Annotated in this window: 13 protein-coding genes; 11 read left to right on the top strand and 2 right to left on the bottom strand. The window is 47.7% G+C overall.

Annotated elements, in window-relative coordinates:
* Positions 1-33: 33 nt before the first annotated feature.
* Genes PCH02S_RS04515 through PCH02S_RS04505 form a run of 3 tightly spaced genes read left to right on the top strand, consistent with a single transcriptional unit; the run spans position 34 to position 7,217 of the window.
* Positions 34-1,353: a glycoside hydrolase family 125 protein gene (locus PCH02S_RS04515; protein WP_127450467.1), complete on the top strand. Its 1,320-nt coding sequence runs from the start codon at positions 34-36 to the stop codon at positions 1,351-1,353.
* The gene (locus PCH02S_RS04510; RefSeq protein ID WP_127450465.1) at positions 1,350-4,481 is read left to right on the top strand and encodes a beta-galactosidase; all 3,132 of its coding nucleotides are present in this window, start codon (positions 1,350-1,352) and stop codon (positions 4,479-4,481) included. The genes PCH02S_RS04515 and PCH02S_RS04510 overlap by 4 nt, the downstream gene beginning before the upstream one ends.
* A gap of 3 nt (positions 4,482-4,484) precedes the next feature.
* On the top strand, positions 4,485-7,217 hold the full coding sequence (locus tag PCH02S_RS04505) for an alpha-mannosidase (protein ID WP_127450463.1): 2,733 nt from the start codon (positions 4,485-4,487) through the stop codon (positions 7,215-7,217).
* A gap of 150 nt (positions 7,218-7,367) precedes the next feature.
* On the opposite strand, the gene PCH02S_RS04500 is transcribed toward PCH02S_RS04505, so the two are convergent.
* Complete coding sequence (locus PCH02S_RS04500; RefSeq protein WP_127450461.1) at positions 7,368-7,712, bottom strand: ArsR/SmtB family transcription factor; 345 nt, start codon at positions 7,710-7,712, stop codon at positions 7,368-7,370.
* 118 nt (positions 7,713-7,830) lie between these two features.
* Here PCH02S_RS04500 and PCH02S_RS04495 point away from each other — a divergent pair, with 118 nt between their 5' ends.
* The 7 genes from PCH02S_RS04495 to PCH02S_RS04465 all read left to right on the top strand — a co-directional run bounded on the left by PCH02S_RS04495 (position 7,831) and on the right by PCH02S_RS04465 (position 14,397).
* The gene (locus PCH02S_RS04495; RefSeq protein ID WP_127450460.1) at positions 7,831-9,198 is read left to right on the top strand and encodes an MFS transporter; all 1,368 of its coding nucleotides are present in this window, start codon (positions 7,831-7,833) and stop codon (positions 9,196-9,198) included.
* 130 nt (positions 9,199-9,328) lie between these two features.
* Complete coding sequence (locus tag PCH02S_RS04490) at positions 9,329-10,171, top strand: thermonuclease family protein (RefSeq protein ID WP_127450458.1); 843 nt, start codon at positions 9,329-9,331, stop codon at positions 10,169-10,171.
* 437 nt (positions 10,172-10,608) lie between these two features.
* On the top strand, positions 10,609-11,157 hold the full coding sequence (locus PCH02S_RS04485; RefSeq protein ID WP_127450456.1) for a D-lyxose/D-mannose family sugar isomerase: 549 nt from the start codon (positions 10,609-10,611) through the stop codon (positions 11,155-11,157).
* A gap of 158 nt (positions 11,158-11,315) precedes the next feature.
* Positions 11,316-12,233, top strand: coding sequence for an aldo/keto reductase (locus tag PCH02S_RS04480; RefSeq protein ID WP_127450454.1), 918 nt, complete (start codon positions 11,316-11,318; stop codon positions 12,231-12,233).
* A gap of 353 nt (positions 12,234-12,586) precedes the next feature.
* Positions 12,587-13,135 carry an ATP-binding protein gene (locus PCH02S_RS04475; RefSeq protein WP_127450453.1) on the top strand — a complete coding sequence of 183 codons (549 nt, stop codon included), beginning with the start codon at positions 12,587-12,589 and terminating at the stop codon, positions 13,133-13,135.
* Positions 13,136-13,165: 30 nt separating this feature from the next.
* Positions 13,166-13,798, top strand: coding sequence for a DUF2306 domain-containing protein (locus tag PCH02S_RS04470; RefSeq protein ID WP_127450451.1), 633 nt, complete (start codon positions 13,166-13,168; stop codon positions 13,796-13,798).
* Between the two features lie 116 nt (positions 13,799-13,914).
* Positions 13,915-14,397 carry a CcdC protein domain-containing protein gene (locus PCH02S_RS04465; RefSeq protein WP_127450450.1) on the top strand — a complete coding sequence of 161 codons (483 nt, stop codon included), beginning with the start codon at positions 13,915-13,917 and terminating at the stop codon, positions 14,395-14,397.
* Between the two features lie 59 nt (positions 14,398-14,456).
* Here the strand turns inward: PCH02S_RS04465 and PCH02S_RS04460 are convergent, their stop codons facing one another.
* Positions 14,457-15,332 (bottom strand): phosphotransferase, encoded by an 876-nt coding sequence (locus tag PCH02S_RS04460; protein WP_127450448.1) that lies wholly within the window; start codon positions 15,330-15,332, stop codon positions 14,457-14,459.
* A 496-nt stretch (positions 15,333-15,828) separates the two neighbouring features.
* Between PCH02S_RS04460 and PCH02S_RS04455 the strand changes: the two genes are divergently transcribed.
* The gene (locus PCH02S_RS04455; RefSeq protein WP_127450446.1) at positions 15,829-17,019 is read left to right on the top strand and encodes an MFS transporter; all 1,191 of its coding nucleotides are present in this window, start codon (positions 15,829-15,831) and stop codon (positions 17,017-17,019) included.
* Positions 17,020-17,031: the final 12 nt, after the last annotated feature.

The raw sequence follows: 17,031 nt of genomic DNA, 5'->3' as shown, positions 1-17,031 counted from the left end.
TTTGTATATCATAACTATTTTGGAGGACTTACCATGGAACAATTCAGACTGCCGAAAATTCCAATGCCGAAGCTGGAATTGCCAAAGGCGATTCAAGACGTATTAGCAGAAGCCGAAGAGAAGTTGGCGCACCGTCCGAAGCTTTTGCAATTATTTAAAAACTGTTTCCCAAATACGCTGGAGACGACTACGAAAATGATGGAGGACGGCACGACATTCGTCATTACGGGGGATATCCCGGCATCCTGGCTGCGTGATTCGGTTGAACAGGTGATGCACTATGTGCCGCTTGCGAAAAACGATCCGGATCTTGGGCGCATTCTTAGCGGGTTAATTAAAAGGCATGTGCAATATATTCATATTGACCCTTACGCGAACGCTTTTAACGAATCGGCGAACGATTGGCATTGGAACAAAGCGGATCAGACGGAAATGTCGCCATGGGTGTGGGAACGGAAATTTGAACTGGATTCCTTGTGTTTCTCGATGCGTTTGGCTTACGCCTATTGGAAGGAAACGGAACTAACGGATATCTTCGATGCCGGTTTTAAAGCGGCGATGATCAAAATCTATGAGCTTTTCAAAACGGAACAGCATCACTTCGAGCAATCTCCTTACCGTTTCACTAGAAATAACGGAATTCCGACCGATTCACTGCGCAATAACGGGCTGGGGATGCCGGTGAATTATACCGGTATGGTTTGGTCGGGTTTCCGTTCCAGCGATGATGCTTGCGATTTCCATTACAACATTCCAGCGAATATGTTCGCGGTTGTAGCTCTACGCCATATGCAGGAATTCGCGGAATGGGTGTTCCGGGATATGGATTTCTTACATGATCTGAAAGCGCTGGAAGCGGATATCGATCACGGCATTAAGCTCTACGGCATCTATCGCCATCCGGAGTTTGGGCCGATTTATGCATATGAGACCGACGGCTTTGGCAACTACTGCCTGATGGATGACGCGGGAACGCCAGGACTCATGTCGATTCCTTATCTGGGATATGTGTCTGCTGACGATCCGATCTATCAGAACACTAGACGATTTGCGCTGAGCAAAGAGAATCCGTTCTATTTTGAAGGGAAAGTGGCAAAAGGGATCGGCAGTCCACATACGCCGGACAATTATATTTGGCATATGGCTTTGTCCATGCAAGGAATTACGGCCTCGACAGCCGAAGAGAAATTAGCGATGATCGCCATGCTCGAAGCAACGGATGCGGACACTGGATTCATGCATGAAGGCTTTCATGTCGATGATCCAACCATTTTTACGCGCAAATGGTTCGCTTGGTCGAACAGTCTGTTCTCCCAGCTTGTGTATAAAGCGATGAAGGAAGGCTTGCTATGAGTCTGAGCCATCCTGTCGTCATTTTCTATGATCCGGCTTTCCCGATCAGCGCTTCACTTGAAGTTCCAACGGCTGAGTTGACAGCACAAGGTGGAATCCTTGCTGACTCCGACTCGCTGGCGGAAACGCTTCGGCAAGCGGAGGGAGGGTGCTTCGTCAACCTGCATGCTCCCTATTTCCCGAAATCCGCATGGCAGGAAATTTTGGCCTTCTTGAAACGCGGCGGAGGATTGCTAAGCGTAGGAGGCGCAGCCTTCAAGCGGCCGGTTCGCTGGCAGGCTGACGGCTGGCACGTGGAAGCGGAGCAAACCGCTTACCACCAGCAGCTATTCATCCACGAGATGCTCCGGGTCGAGTCGAGCCCGATTCTCAGCTATGCGGCTTTAGACAGCATACCGCTGCTGAAGGGGCAAGAATCGATGTTCGCGATTGCCGACACATGGAACATGGTGCCGCATACGACGCGCAACAGTGATTTGCCTCATCAAATGGGTGCCGCTGGAACGATGAGCACGCAGATATATCCCCTCATGAAGGGCATCGGCAAGGAAGGCCGTGAAGTTGCTGCACCTGTTGTTCTGTGGGAAAACACCCGCGGTGATTTTGTGGGTTCGCGTTGGCTGTTTGTCAATGTCCCATTGAGCGCTGGTTTCTGGCATGATGGCGGAGCTCAGGCGTTGCTCGCGTGGGCGGCATTTTGCGCCTTAGGGGTTACGGAGCTGTGGATCAAGCCGAATTATGCCAGCTACGAGCCTGGCGAGCATGCGGTACTGACGCTTCAAACACAACGGATGGGAAGGAACTTGGCGGAAGTCAAAACTCCTTCATGGAAGTTTAATCTGACTGTGGAGCGCGAAGACGGTGCTGGGGCCGGTTGGACGCATCAAATAACAGCAGTCGTGAACAAAGAATTTAATCTTGTGCGCATTCCAGTACCTATAGAGATTCAGCGCGGCTTGTATCGTGTAACGTGTGTGGCTGAGGCTGAAGACGGAGAGATTCGGGTGCTTCGCCAGGGCTTTTGGGGTCACGATGCGGAGCTGCTGGCTGAAGGAAGCCCAATCACTTGCGATCGCGATTATTTCATCAAAGATGGACGCCCACTGCCCGTTGTCGGCATGACGTACATGACTTCCGATGTCGCTCGGAAATTTTTGTTCCTGCCGAACGCGGACGTGTGGGACCGAGACATGGCCCAGATGGCGAAAGCGGGCATTAACTGGATACGTACGGGCATTTGGACGGCGTACCGCAACGTGATGCAGGTGGATGGGCATGCTTCCGAAGAAGTGCTGAGAGCGATTGACGCCTTTTTCTTAACGGCTAAAAAGCATAATTTGCAAGTAACGTTCACCTTCTTCTCCTTTACACCGGAGACTTGGGAAGGCGTGAATCCGTACCTGGATCCGCAAAGCGTAGAAGCGCAGAAGCGGTTTATCCGCTCCATTGTGTCGCGCCACCGTGAATCTACACACGTGGATTGGGACTTAATTAATGAGCCGTCCATGTTTGATCCGGCGCAGATTTTTGCGAATGGCCCTCGCTCCAGCCGGGATTCCTTCGAGCAGGCTGCTTTCACGGTATGGCTGAAGCAACGTCACGAAAACATTGCGCTCCTGCAAGAGCGGTGGAATATGTCGCCGGAACAGCTTCCGACCTTTGAAGCGGCCCTCATTCCGGAGGCGGATGAAATCAACTTTGACGTTCAGGATATGCACCGGGCCAAAAAAGGAACCCGTTGGCTCGATTACTGCCTGTTCTCGATGGATATGCATAATCGTTGGGCGAAGGAGCTCTACGACACGATCAAAGAAATCTGTCCGAATCACCTTGTCGTGGTCGGTCAGGACGAGGCGCTTGGTGCGCAGCGGCCTTCACCGTTCTTTTATCAGGAAGCCGTCGACTATACGACCGTACATTCGTGGTGGCTGATCGACAACCTCGTTTGGGACGGTATTTTTGCCAAAACACATAATAAGCCTAATGTTATTCAAGAAACAGGCATCATGTACGTAGAGACGCCAGATGGTCGCGCCAAACGCTCGGAGAACGAGCTGCGGAGCATGCTGGAACGCAAATATGCCTACGCATTCTCTACTGGCGGCGCTGGCGCTATTCACTGGATTTGGAATACGAACTTCTATATGGATAATGCGAATGAATCGCATATCGGCGCGCTGCGCGCAGACGGCACGGAGAAGCCGGAGGCGGATGTTTCTTATGATTTCGGACGATTTATGGCTGAAATTAGAGACCTATTCAAAGATCGAGAGCTGGAAGACATCGCAGCGATTTTCCCTTATTCGAACGATTTCTCGAATCGGAAATTAGCCTTCGATGCTACGACGCGCATGATTCGCGTCTTGACGTATCAGATGAACATGCCGCTGCGAGCGGCTTCGGAGTATCATCTGGACGTGCTCATGGACCAACCGCCGAAGCTGATTGTGCTTCCGAGCGCTCATAATATCGACGAGCAGGCTTGGGATAAACTGCTGGAGGTCGTGAAGACGACGGGGGCGACGCTGCTTGCAACGGGTCCGCTAAGTCTTGATGCCTACTGGAAGCAGACGCCACGCTTAACCGACGAGCTGGGCGAAGCGGAGCTTCAGAATGTGCGTCGAGAAGAAATGCTCTTGCTGCATGGCGAGAAGCTGCCGGTATCTTTTGGCCAGCGCCGCATTGCCGAGGTGGTTAAGGAAGTTCGCACCGCGGGTTCAGACGTTGTAGACAGCAGCCGAGGTGATTCAGTCGTTGAGATTCCGATTGGACGCGGCAAGCTGATTTGGAGTCCGCTGCCCGTTGAATTGAACGAACGGACGGAAACCGTGCTTGCTTTGTACCGCTACGCGATGGAAGCGGCGGGCTGCGACAGCGGCTTGCAGTGGAAGCAAGGCGGCGATATCGCTGGCGTGTATGGAAGGAAACTGCGTTATAAGGAAGGTTTCCTGTACATTTTCGTTTCCGAATATGCCTGGGATGTGGACATCGAAGTGAAAGATACGGATAGCGGGGCAACTTATGCCTTTACGTTGGAGAAAGAGCGCTCCGTGCTTTTTGCAGCTAATGCGAAGGGCGAAATCTTATCTGTCTACCGACCGGATGAAGTTCAAATTGAGAGGAGCTAAGCCATGAGCATCAAACGAACAGCTCATATCATTTCCCATACGCACTGGGATCGGGAATGGTATTTACCATACGAGAAACATCATGTACGCCTTGTGAAACTGGTGGACACTTTGCTGGATAAATTAGATAACGATCCGAATTATCGCAGCTTTTACCTGGATGGCCAAACGATTATTCTAGAGGATTACTTGCAAGTACGTCCTGATCAAAAGGGGAAACTGGAAAAATATATCCAAGATGGCCGAATCATCATCGGTCCTTGGTATATTCTGCAGGATGCTTTCCTGACTAGCGGTGAAGCCAATGTACGCAATATGCAGATTGGACATCAAGATGCAAGGAAATACGGCTCTGTAGCCAAAATCGGCTATTTCCCGGATACGTTCGGGCTTGTAGGCCAAACCCCGCAATTGATGCAGCAATCCGGCATTACGAACGCTTTTTTCGGCCGTGGGGTCAAGCCTACAGGCTTTAACAATACGGTCTCTGATAGCGACTATGAATCCTCATTCTCTGAACTGATGTGGGAAGGGCCGGATGGTTCAAAGGTTCTGGGTATTCTTTTCGCAAACTGGTACTCGAACGGCAATGAAGTCCCTGTAGATCTCGAAGAAGCTAAGGTGTATTGGGAGCGGAAGCTGTCGGATGCCGAAAAATACGCTTCGACGAGCGAGCTGCTCTTCATGAACGGCTGCGATCATCAACCGATTCAGCTTGATTTGCCTGAGGCGATTGAAACAGCTCGAGAGCTGCATCCGGACACGGTATTTATTCATTCGAATTTCAACGACTATTTGGAGTCTGTTCAGCGTTCATTGAAGCATGAGCTTTCTACGGTCAAAGGCGAGCTTCGCAGCCAACGAACGGACGGCTGGTCGACGCTCGTGAACACGGCTTCGGCGCGTGTTTATTTGAAGCAGATGAACCAACTGGGGCAGGCGATGTTGGAAAAAGTCGCAGAACCGCTGGCTGCATTCGCGCATACGCTTGGCGTCGGGGAGAAATACCCGCATCATTTGTTCACTTATGCGTGGAAAACACTCATGCAGAACCATCCGCATGACAGTATTTGCGGGTGCAGCGTGGATGAAGTGCACCGCGAAATGGTCACTCGTTTCGAGAAAAGCCGCCATGTGGCGGAAGCGATTGTAGAGGAAAAATCCCGCGCACTTGCCGACGCGGTTGATACTTCCAGCTTCGAGGGAGCAGGCAAAGACGCCCTGCCGGTTGTTGTTTTTAACACTTCGGGATGGGAACGTACCGGCGTTGTCAGTATTGAAATTGATGTGCTTAGCCTGTACTTCCGAGACGGTTATAAGCTCGAAGAGGCAAGCCGTCTTGCCAAGGAAGCGGATCTCACGGGGCGTGTACTCGTAGATGAGCAGGGGACAGAGATTTCCTGTTCTATGGAAGATATCGGTTTGCAGTTCGGCTACGATTTGCCGGACGATAAATTCCGCCAGCCGTATATGAGCCGCAAGGTGAAGCTGACTTTTGAAGCGGAGAGGGTGCCTGCTTTAGGCTTGAAGACGTATGCTTGGGTGAAAAAAGAGTCGACGGTCACTCAGCAGGATTCCTTGATCACGGCAGACCGTGTCTTGGAAAATGCCGAGCTGAAAATCGCCATTGCAGATGACGGCTCGTTCAGCCTGTTGGACAAAAAAAGCGGCCGTACGTACCGCGATTTGGGTGTATATGAGAATACCGGGGATATCGGTAACGAATATATGTACAAACAGCCGGACGGCGAAACGCCGCGTACGACCAAGGGCAGCGTCGCACAGATTCGCGTGCTGCAAGATACGGCTTATCAAGCCGCGATCGAAATCATCCATGAATGGGTAATTCCAGCATCGGCCGATGCAAAGCTGGATGAAGAGCAGCGCGATTTGGTATACTTCCCGCATCGTAAAGCCCAACGTTCCACACGCATGGTGCCTATGACCATTCGCACGGTTGTCTCTTTGAGCCGTGGCGGCAAAGGAGTAGAGATAGAAGCGACGTTCAATAATCAGGCCAAAGACCATCGTCTGCGGATGCTTTTCCCGACCGATTTGAACACGAGTGTTCACCAGGTGGACTCCATGTTTGAAATCCCGCAGCGCAGCAACAAGCCGGCAGCGGAATGGGAGAATCCAAGCAATACGCAGCATCAACAGGCTTTTGTTGATGTCAGTGAAGCGGGAGCAGGACTTGTTGTGGCTAATCTCGGTTTGAACGAATACGAAGTCCTGCAGGACGGGCGCAATACAATTGCTGTGACCTTGCTTCGTGCCGTTGGCGAGCTTGGCGATTGGGGCTTGTTCCCTACGCCGGAAGCACAATGTTTAGGCGAGCATACAGTTCGTATGGAAATCATTCCGTACAGTGATCAAGTTATGCAGTCTGCTGCGTATGCGCAGGCTTATCAATTCCAAATCCCGTGGACGTTAAGTCAGACGGGAGTTCACGTTGGCAGCATTGCGCCAACATATGCACCATTCGAGTGGGAAGGCGGAGATTTGGCTTTCTCTTCATTGAAAATGAATGAAGGTACGGGCGATCTGCTGCTGCGTTGGTACAACATGAGGCCTCATGCGGCTGAACTTATGCTTCATTCGAATACACCGCATTACTATTTCTACAAGAGCACGATCTTGGAAGATCACGGTGAGCGTGTGGATACGGATGCTTCAGGCTGTTTGACTCTGCCGATTGGCCCTTGTGAAATTGTAACGATTGGGGTTTCCCGCTGAATAATGATAAAGAGCTAAGCGGCTTATGCGCTTAGCTCTTTTTTATGAAATGCGTTGCTAGGGGAGGGGGAGTGAGTACGCTTTCATAGACATAGGCGACTATTCATGACGATAGCGCACAGCTGACCTCCAACGCCGAAGCCATGGCAGTCATCCTTGCTCAGGGCACAAAAGCCGCTTTTTCTCATCGGAAGCATCATAAGCAGCAAGAATAGATGAAAGCAAACCAGGGAAACGTTGTTCTAAATCCTCTGTTCTTAATGAGATAAGCCGTTGAGTGCCTTGGACGCGAATATTCACAACGCCGGCTTCTCTTAAAGTTCGAGCATGATGAGACATGGTTGATTTTACAACAGGCACTTGGAAGTCGCCGCAAGGTCGTTCGTTCAAAGTGCTGAGTTCAGAGACGACATGTAAGCGGATAGGATCGCTCAAGGCATATAAGACGGTGGACAAATGAATGTCTGCAATATCTGGATGATGTAAATGTTTCATTCTAGAGCCCCCTCATTTATTTCGGTTTAACGATTGTATTATACCATAACTCATGTTATTATTCTATTGTTCGATAATTATCGAATTATTAAATTGGATGAGGAGGCGAATAAACGCCATGCAAAAAGATACAAATCAAGCACAAGAGAGTGGCATCAAAAAAGAAGGAGTCGTTCTCTTTCTGCTCGGATTAACGATTGTACTCGTCATCATGAACACGATGATGTTTAACTTAGCATTACCGGATGTGGCCAAAGCGTTCAAACTTACAGCCGCATCCACGTCATGGATCGTAACGGGATATTCCATTGTATTCGCGATCTCATCCATTACGTATAGTCGACTTGCCGATTTTGTTCCAATAAGAAGGCTTTTCGTTATCGGAATCCTGTCGCTAAGTATTGGGGCCATCATGGGATTATTCAGCAACAGCTTCGCCGTCCTGCTAATTGTCCGCATACTGCAAGCCTCCGGAGCGGGTTCAATTCCAGCATTGGCGTTAGTCCTTTTGTCCCGTTACATTCCATTGGAACGCAGAGGTAAAGCGATGGCGTTGATTATGTCTTCCGTCGCATTTGGACTTGGCTTCGGGCCTGTTGTCGGTGGATTTATCGTTGAGTTTTTAGGCTGGCATCTTCTGTTTGTCGTAACGGCTATCACGTTGGTGCTAGTTCCACTTTATATGAAGCTCATTCCAAAAGAAGAACCACGCAAAGGTTCCTTCGACGCACTAGGCGCACTATTCATTGGTGTAGGTACGACAGGACTTCTTCTATTCTTAACAAATCATTCTCTCATTGCGCTACTTGCCGGGCTTGTCTCGATCGTTCTTTTTATTGTGCGCATTCGGTCTGCAAAAGATCCTTTCGTACTTCCGTCGTTATTTGCAAATCGTTCGTTTCTTATTTTAGGCGCTGTGGGTGTAGCCGCGTATTTGTGCAGCTTCGCAACCTTGTTTCTCATGCCGCAGATTTTGGTTAAACAGTATCACTTAAGTGCGATTCAAGCGGGTTTGGTGATTTTCCCAGGATCAGCTCTCGCGATGATCATTTCCCGTCAAGTTGGCCGTATCATTGACTTACGCGGTAACAGCTCGATCATTCGTTATACGCCACTGCTTCTACTGGCATCTGTGATTCTTTTTGCCTTATTCGAAGGTATCTCCTTCTTCTCAATCATGTTCATCTATATGTTAATGAGCGTAAGTTATACGATCTTAACGAGCAGTATCTCCAACGAAATGTCGAGACTGCTTCTTCCGTCACAGATTGCCTCCGGCCTTGGGTTATTTCAGCTACTGCAATTTTTCAGCGGTGCATTCGGGGTTGCAGCGACGGCAAGCGCCCTTGTTTGGCAGAAGGATCTCCCATTAGCACATGCTTACAGCAACATTTACTGGGGACTTACGCTGATTGTCATTCTAGCCATCGTGTGCGCGATTGCGTACCTTCGGGCTGCCTGGAGAAAAGCACAGCCTGCCGCTTAACATACTTGGAACAGATAAGGTTGGTTCATTTGTCTTATATGGCAAATGACCAACCTTTTCCTATTTTCTAATCCTACGATTTGTTATAATGGCGAAGTCGTATAGATCAGTCATACTTGGAGGTCTTCAAATGCTGCATGAAATGTTTAAAAAAGTACTTATCTGTTCAATCGCATTAATCGTTTTTATCGTTACAGGGTGTTCGCAACAAACAGCGGTTCCCACAGTAGTAGTCTCGCCATCACCGAGTGCGTCAACAACGCCTGCATCCGTACCAGCCAACAGCAAGATGATACCTGCGAAGATTGTACGGGTCGTCGATGGGGATACCATGAAAGTGTCGTTTCAAGAGTCGGGGAAAGTAAAGGAAGAAACAATCAGACTTCTGCTGGTGGATACGCCTGAGAGTGTAGCCCCTGATAAACCTGTTCAACCGTTTGCTCTGGAAGCTTCCAAGTTCGCCAAGGATACGTTAACGGATAAAGATGTGCGTCTGGAACTGGACGTATCCGAGCGGGATAAATACGGAAGGCTGCTTTGCTATTTATACATAGGGGATAAAATGTTCAATGAAATGCTGCTCGAAAATGGGTATGCGAGAGTAGCCTATATCTACCCGCCGAATGTCAAATATGTCGATAAGTTTCGTGAGATCCAAAAGGCAGCGCAGCTTAAAGGAGTTAACATTTGGAGCGTGGAGAACTACGCCCAGGAAGACGGTTTTCACGAAAATGCCGTGAAAGACAAACAAAGCCCTTCAGCAGCCGCGACGCCAGTGCCGACAGCTTCACCGACAGCTGGGCAACCAACGCCATCACCAACGGTGAAGCCTGCGCCAACGACAGAGTCGAACATTATTTATAATTCTTGCGCGGAAGCCAAGGCTGACGGCGTGTATAATATTAAAAGAGGTCAACCTGGATATAGTTCTAAACTTGATCGAGATAATGACGGCATTGCTTGTGAGAAATGATCCAGTAGCAATCCGCACTGTTTCCAACCGCGCGCGAATCCTGGACGTGCGGTGTCGCCGACGTATGGCGACGGTCAAAACCCACGCTATCGCTCTAGTAGTTTCTCCCTGACGAGGGGAACGACAGGGCTCTATTTCTGCGAAACAGACACTTTTTCGCGCGGAGAGGAACTGTGGGCCGCTATTTGTCCGTTTTCTTAAAGAAAACGGGATTAGGCGGTGAAATAAGGCCCAGTAGTTCCGCTGAACTTGGAAATGGGCTTAATTTGCTAGAATAACGTCTTGTAGTTCCTCAAAGGTGTTGCGTTGAGCAAGTTAATGCTAATATGAGGTTACCCCTCTGATATGGGTTTATACACCAATAGACCGTCAGGATGTTTTGTGGACAAATTTGGATGGGACCGCATCATAAGATAACCGAAGGGAGACGGTAATCGATGAAAAGAAGTGAAGTAAGCCAGGCGCAGGAGCGGGCTGCTCAAATGCTGGAGGCAAGCGGCATTGTGCTGACAGAGGAGGAAATCCGGCATATTGAAGTGGCTGGTTTCGGACTCGGCCAATTGGACGTGCAGGGGCTTGAATTAGTGACTTATGTCAACAATGATCGTTATTGCGCCAAAGAACTCGTTCTTTTTCCACGGCAAACCTGTCCAGAGCACTTACACCCACCAGTCGGTGAGGATCCCGGCAAAATGGAGACATTTCGCTGCCGTTCCGGAAAGGTTTTTCTGTATGTGGAAGGAGAAGCGTCCCTAAGCTTGAATGCAGTAATTCCTGCAGGAAGCGAGGCTTATTATTCGGTTTTTCACGAAGTTGAATTGCATCCTGGTGAGCAGTACACGATAAACCCTGGAATCAAGCACTGGTTTCAAGCTGGAGAGGACGGAGCGGTCGTTTCGGAGTTTTCCAGTACAAGCCGGGACGAGTATGATCTTTTTACAGATCCTCGTATTGTACGAGAGCCGCTCGTTGAAGAAGATGAGTAGATTTGCGAGGCGCTCAAAGAAGCAGCTGCAGAGTTGACAATGACTTAAAAACTTAATAACAGCAGTTCTTGAAAACTACTAGCCTAATGTGTGACAATGAAGGTGTTACATATAATGAGTCAACAAGTTGGAAGCCTTGAAGGAGGATATTTAGCACAATGAGAACGATGAAACTTGGTACAAGCAACTTGGAAGTTCCGGTTATCGCGGTAGGTTGTATGAGGATTAATTCATTGGAAAAAAATGAGGCTGAGCGCTTCGTCCAGTCAGCGCTGGATGCAGGAGCCAATTTCTTTGACCATGCTGATATTTACGGTGGAGGCAAGTGTGAAGAAATCTTCTCCGAAGCCATTCATATGAACGATGATATTCGCGAGAAAATCATTTTGCAATCCAAATGCGGCATTCGGAAGGGTATGTTCGATTTCTCGAAAGAACATATTTTGGAATCCGTGGACAATATCCTGAAGCGCCTCAAAACCGATTATTTGGACATTCTGCTTTTGCACCGTCCGGATGCTTTAGTAGAACCGGAAGAGGTAGCCGAGGCTTTTGATCTTCTTGAAAGCACTGGAAAAGTTCGACACTTCGGTGTTTCGAATCAGACTCCGATGCAAATTCAATTGCTGAAGAAATCGGTCAAGCAGCCGCTGGTTGCCAATCAATTGCAGCTAAGTATCACGAACTCCACGATGATTTCAAACGGTATGAACGTGAATATGCTGAATGAATCCGCTGTGAATCGTGACAGCAACGTACTTGATTTCTGCAGACTGAACGATATCACGATTCAGCCTTGGTCGCCTTTCCAATACGGATTCTTCGAGGGCGTATTCCTTGGCAACGAAAAGTTCCCCGAGCTGAATCTGAAAATTGATGAGATTGCTGCAAAATACGAAGTGAGCAACACCACTATCGCGATCGCATGGCTATTACGCCACCCAGCGCGGATGCAGCCGGTTACTGGCACGACGACGATCGAGCGCTTAATGGATTGCTGCAAAGCGGCTGATGTTCATTTGACACGTCAGGAATGGTATGAGATTTATCGCGCGGCAGGCAATGTGCTGCCATAAGATTTGCTAATAAAAAAGACTTCCAGCGCTGCTCGCTCGCTGCTGGAAGTCTTTTTTTGATGTTCGGTCGCGGAGCGGAGTAACTGGCATGAAAGCTGATCAGCAATATTGAAGGCGTATGTTGCATTTTATACAATATAATGGCGTGGTCTGATCGCGAATACGGTCTTTCGTTGCACAATATACAACATAGAGGGAATCTAAGGCCCAATTACAGCCAAATGGTTGTAAAAAGTACAACATACTTGCCACTAACCGAGTTTGACAGCCGACCGCGCGTCGGGAGACGCACGCGGTGCGAAGAGTCACTTGAGGAAAAGAACAATAGATTACCTTGAAGAAAGGAGCAGCTTATGAAAAGATTAGTGATTATAACGGTTGGCAAAACCCACAGCGGGAAAACGACATTTGCGAAAATCTTAGAACAACAGCTGCCTAACTCCCTAGTGATAGACCAGGATAATCATGCTGAGTTCATCAACGCCTGTTACCAAGCTTTGCTTCCGAAAAAAGGACCTAATGCGATTAAGTACGCCATCACTCAAACAATAGTCAATTATGCGGTTCAACAAACCGATGCTCATCTCATACTTTGCAACTCCAATCTTGCTCGTCAAGGACGATTGGATCTGCTTGCACATTTTCGTAATAAAGGCTTCGAGAGTGTGCTTGTTCATTTTGATATCCCGGATCATATTCTTCAGGCCCGAGTTGCAGATAGTCAGCGAAGCAAAGCAATATTTAGGAGCGCTGCATCGTTTGAAGAAGTACTTATTCGGCAACAGGCTGAATCTCATAAAAACGGCATGACAGGCCCGCTTGAGGGCGAGGCCGACCACCTTTTTGTCATCAGGAATACGGAGGATGTTCAGTCAGTTATTCAAAGTATTCTCCAAGTATAAGAATGGATGAAATAGAGAAAGGTTATACAGATGCTCAATAGAAAAAATGCTTACCTACTGCTGGTCTTTGTCACAGTTGTTTTAATTGTGTACAGTATTTACGCTAATTTCGTTTTTGATCCACGAGCAACCGCATTTCTAAGACAAAAGATCGATCTCAAACGAGCGTTACATGTCACGGTATGGCTGAAGGTGATGCATGTGCATGTCGCATTTGCTTGCTTGGCGATGATCGCGGGTGCAATTAATTTCTCCTCTAACATTCTTAAAAAATTCCGGAAGTTCCATCGCTTGAACGGCTATTTGTACGTTTTATCCGTTATGATCGTTGACCTTACGTCCGGTTACATGGCTCCCTATGCGACGGGGGGGAAGACTAGCAGCATGGCTTTTAATTTGTTAAATATTATATGGATGTTCTTGATCATCATGGCGATTGTGAAAATCAGAAAAAAACAAGTGGACCACCACCGAAAGTGGATGATCAGAAGTTACGCATTCGTTTTTACCAATTTCTCGATTCATCTGTTGACTGCAATCTTCCACAAGGGATTTGGCCTCCCCTATACGGAGAGCTATACGATTAGTATATATTCTTCAATTGTTTTACTGCTTCTAGTGGGTGAAGTTGTTACTCGTATCCCGTCGAAGGCGGCGGGTTAGCAGCTCCTCTCGAATATGACGATTGTCACCTCGAACCGATGACTTGATTCACTTCTGAAAAACTCCCTCAAAGGCGATAATGAAATCAATAAATCCTTTAAGGGAGTGTTCAAATTATGAATTCAACAGTATCGATGATGATTTCAGCTTTAATATTTTTTTTGATCCTGCGTGGACAATTAAGTGGAATGAATAAGCCGCTCAAAAAATCAGGAGTAACGCTGCTGCTGCCAATTTTATATATTTCAACTTCATTCACACAGTTGTTCGATCCATCGCTGCATATTCGTGAAGGGCAAGTCATTTTTGCACTTTTGATCGGTATGGTTGTCTCCATCCCCCTTATTTTGACGACTAACTTTGAAGTCCGGGACAATGGCAACACATTTATTAAGCGTAACAAAACGGTGTTCATTCTGCTGATTGTAATCTTTGCATTACGTTTTCTAGCCGTAGCGACTATAAAATCAATTGATCCAAGCACACTCAGTTTTATGTGCAACCTTTTTACCTTTGGGTACATCGCGACTTGGCGCATTACGAGTTATGTGAAATTCCGCAGCGTAAGCTCTTCCAAACAAGCGATGATAAATGTTTAAGTCTTTAGCGGCGCATCCCTTGCGCTGCTTTTTTGCATTTATGGAGACAATGCGGACATTTACATGATGATGACATGTTTTATTTTTGATACTGCGTCTTCGATTTCTGATGGATCATAGCGAAGCGCGTGTACTAGTCCGCCTAATTCTCGCAGACCTTGGTGTCTTTTTACCCGATATTCGAGGGTCGTATCTTCTGGAAAACCGCTTGCGTATTCGCTGTACAGCAGGCGATAAAAGGCATCCCCCATGTAACTTTGCGTCGCCAAATCTTTGGCAGGATCTCCAATGTGCATCGCGCTGAAGTCTATTATTCCAGTTAGTTGCTCACCGGATTCGTCGGTCAGAATGTTGGCATACCATAAATCCCCGTGGCACAAAACGTGTGGGTGAGTATAAAAGGGTTCATCTTCCAAGGATTCATCCCACCAGGAAGACAGTTTTTGCTGCTCTTTTACCGTTAAAACTTTGGTTAAAATGTCTTGTGTATTTGCCCGCAATTCCCACACGCGGTTCTTGTTGTTTCCTTCTTGCGGGCAATTGACAGGCAAAGAATGGACCGGGATCGTATGCAATTTACTAATAAATTTCGCGAGTTGTTTCGCAATGTTTGGCAGATTGCCGGGTGAAAGTCGATCTGGATGAAGCGAAGTTCCCTTCAGTTTTTTATAGCTCATGATTCCTGGAGGGACGATGGATGGATCATAACGATTTGAAATAGGCAGCGGAATTTCAACATCCACTGAAGACTGAATGTGAGGTAACAACTGACACTCTTTTGTATAGTCACGAGCTGTTTCAACCGATTTTGCGATCCTGAAAATAGTTCCATCCCGTTGTTCAATCACGATACTCTCAAATCCCTCACCTAGAACGGAGATATCTTTCTTATCTATGTTCAATAGCAGCAGTGCCACATCCAGCAAATCTGTCATCGATATTCACCTCTTTGTTCACTAGTTTATCATTCTCCGTAAAGGACGTGCTATTGTGGTTCGAAAAGCACCAAACGGAACAAGCAAACCACTGTGTATCGCCTACCGTCAAAGCTGCACCAGCAAAGTACTTCAAATTGCGAGTATTAATCTGGACAAGCAAAGCACTGCGTCACACCATCACGCATGTTTTTCTCTAACGGACCCCACAGCTGTTATTTCGGCGAAATAGCGCCTTTCCCAAATCTAACGGACTCCAGAGTCGTTATATGCCCCAAATCAACCTGATTTTCATGGAAATCCAGCAAATAGCTGCGCTGGAGTCCGTTAGAAATTCGGGAGGCTGATTTTTCTCCGAATAAGGTCACCTCAGTCCGTTAGCAGTCCAGGTACGGTGATGGTGGAAACCGTTTGCACTAAATAGGCAGGAAATCAATTTGCCCTAATCGAATCTGTAGTGGATGTCCATGAACACACGAGAAGGCGGATGAAAGGGATGCAGATTAGCGGTCAGATGAAACGGTTGCTGCTCATGAATGCAGCATCAACAGTCATATTTAACTACATTGGTATTTTCGTCAACTTATTTATTTGGGAGAAGAACAACAATATCTCTGAGGTGGTATGGTTCAACCTCATTATGTTTATTACATGGACGTTCGCGTTTGCGGTGGGTTCCAGATTGTTAACCAGTTACACGACACGTGTGCTGATTCGTACGAATGCGGTCTGCGGTGGAGTCGTTTTTCTGCTTTTATCCGTGCTGGAGCTGGAAAATAGGCTTTTATGGATCACGATCATCGCCATTCCTATCGGCGTCATGTGGGGATTTTATGCCGCAGCGCAAAACATTACCTTAAGTGTGTACGGAAAAGGGAAGGATTTCGAGCAGTATTTTTCAATCGCCAATATCATCAATCAGCTCGTATCGATCATTAATCCGATTGCTTTTGCGCTCATTATCAAATGGATTGGCTATTCGGGTTCATTTTTACTCATGTTCGTGTTCGTGGGTTTATTATTGACCGTTTCGTTCTATATTCCTACCATTACGCTCGCTGGTGAATCTGCGCCATTATTTCGCGGCATCCAATTTCGGCTCGTATTTGCGACCAGTGCGCTGCGATGGATGGTTCCGTCTTTGCTGGCGGCGGGCATATTTTTGCAATTTCAGGTGCTGTTTGCGTTGGTGTTTACGTTTTCGGTCTCGGAGGATAAATTGGTCATCGCCATGCTTAATGTGCTTTATGCCTGCTTTGCCATCGGGGCAATGATGTTGTATAGAAGACTGAAGACGCGTGAAGGGGTATGGCTGGCCATCGGAATGATTTTTGTGTCAGTGGGCATTCTTCTGCCGCTGCTGCCGAAGGCGCCGATCCTCATCATTTCCAATATTTTAACGACCATCGGAATGTTTTATTTCGGGACGGTGTGGAACACGAGACAATTCCGAATTATTGCCAAGCAAACGGCTCTGCAGCAAGCTCGAATTTTCTTATGGCGTGAATGCTTTTTGAATGCTTCGAGGATACTGCTGCTCATACTGGCATTATCGGTAAAAGATATCCGCGGAGGAGCGTTTATCTTCTTAATCATGCTGGCGCTTGCCTGCGCACTCATGGTTCCGTACTTCTCAGGGAAGAGCACGGAAGCTTTCGAACGGCAGACAGAGCAAGAGGAGAATTAGGTATTAATCGCG

It is taken from the genome of Paenibacillus chondroitinus NBRC 15376, from assembly GCF_004000765.1.
Classification (GTDB): Bacteria; Bacillota; Bacilli; order Paenibacillales; family NBRC-103111; genus Paenibacillus_E; species Paenibacillus_E chondroitinus.
Note: the sequence above shows the minus strand (reverse complement) of the source record. Positions and strands in the feature narration are given on the sequence as shown.

Excerpts from the sequence above, each read along its gene's own strand:
- PCH02S_RS04515 (WP_127450467.1), top strand. The coding sequence starts at position 34 with ATGGAACAATTCAGACTGCCGAAAATTCCAATGCCGAAGCTGGAATTG.
- PCH02S_RS04510 (WP_127450465.1), top strand. The coding sequence starts at position 1,350 with ATGAGTCTGAGCCATCCTGTCGTCATTTTCTATGATCCGGCTTTCCCG.
- PCH02S_RS04505 (WP_127450463.1), top strand. The coding sequence starts at position 4,485 with ATGAGCATCAAACGAACAGCTCATATCATTTCCCATACGCACTGGGAT.
- PCH02S_RS04500 (WP_127450461.1), bottom strand. The coding sequence starts at position 7,712 with ATGAAACATTTACATCATCCAGATATTGCAGACATTCATTTGTCCACC.
- PCH02S_RS04495 (WP_127450460.1), top strand. The coding sequence starts at position 7,831 with ATGCAAAAAGATACAAATCAAGCACAAGAGAGTGGCATCAAAAAAGAA.
- PCH02S_RS04490 (WP_127450458.1), top strand. The coding sequence starts at position 9,329 with ATGCTGCATGAAATGTTTAAAAAAGTACTTATCTGTTCAATCGCATTA.
- PCH02S_RS04485 (WP_127450456.1), top strand. The coding sequence starts at position 10,609 with ATGAAAAGAAGTGAAGTAAGCCAGGCGCAGGAGCGGGCTGCTCAAATG.
- PCH02S_RS04480 (WP_127450454.1), top strand. The coding sequence starts at position 11,316 with ATGAGAACGATGAAACTTGGTACAAGCAACTTGGAAGTTCCGGTTATC.
- PCH02S_RS04475 (WP_127450453.1), top strand. The coding sequence starts at position 12,587 with ATGAAAAGATTAGTGATTATAACGGTTGGCAAAACCCACAGCGGGAAA.
- PCH02S_RS04470 (WP_127450451.1), top strand. The coding sequence starts at position 13,166 with ATGCTCAATAGAAAAAATGCTTACCTACTGCTGGTCTTTGTCACAGTT.
- PCH02S_RS04465 (WP_127450450.1), top strand. The coding sequence starts at position 13,915 with ATGAATTCAACAGTATCGATGATGATTTCAGCTTTAATATTTTTTTTG.
- PCH02S_RS04460 (WP_127450448.1), bottom strand. The coding sequence starts at position 15,332 with ATGACAGATTTGCTGGATGTGGCACTGCTGCTATTGAACATAGATAAG.
- PCH02S_RS04455 (WP_127450446.1), top strand. The coding sequence starts at position 15,829 with ATGCAGATTAGCGGTCAGATGAAACGGTTGCTGCTCATGAATGCAGCA.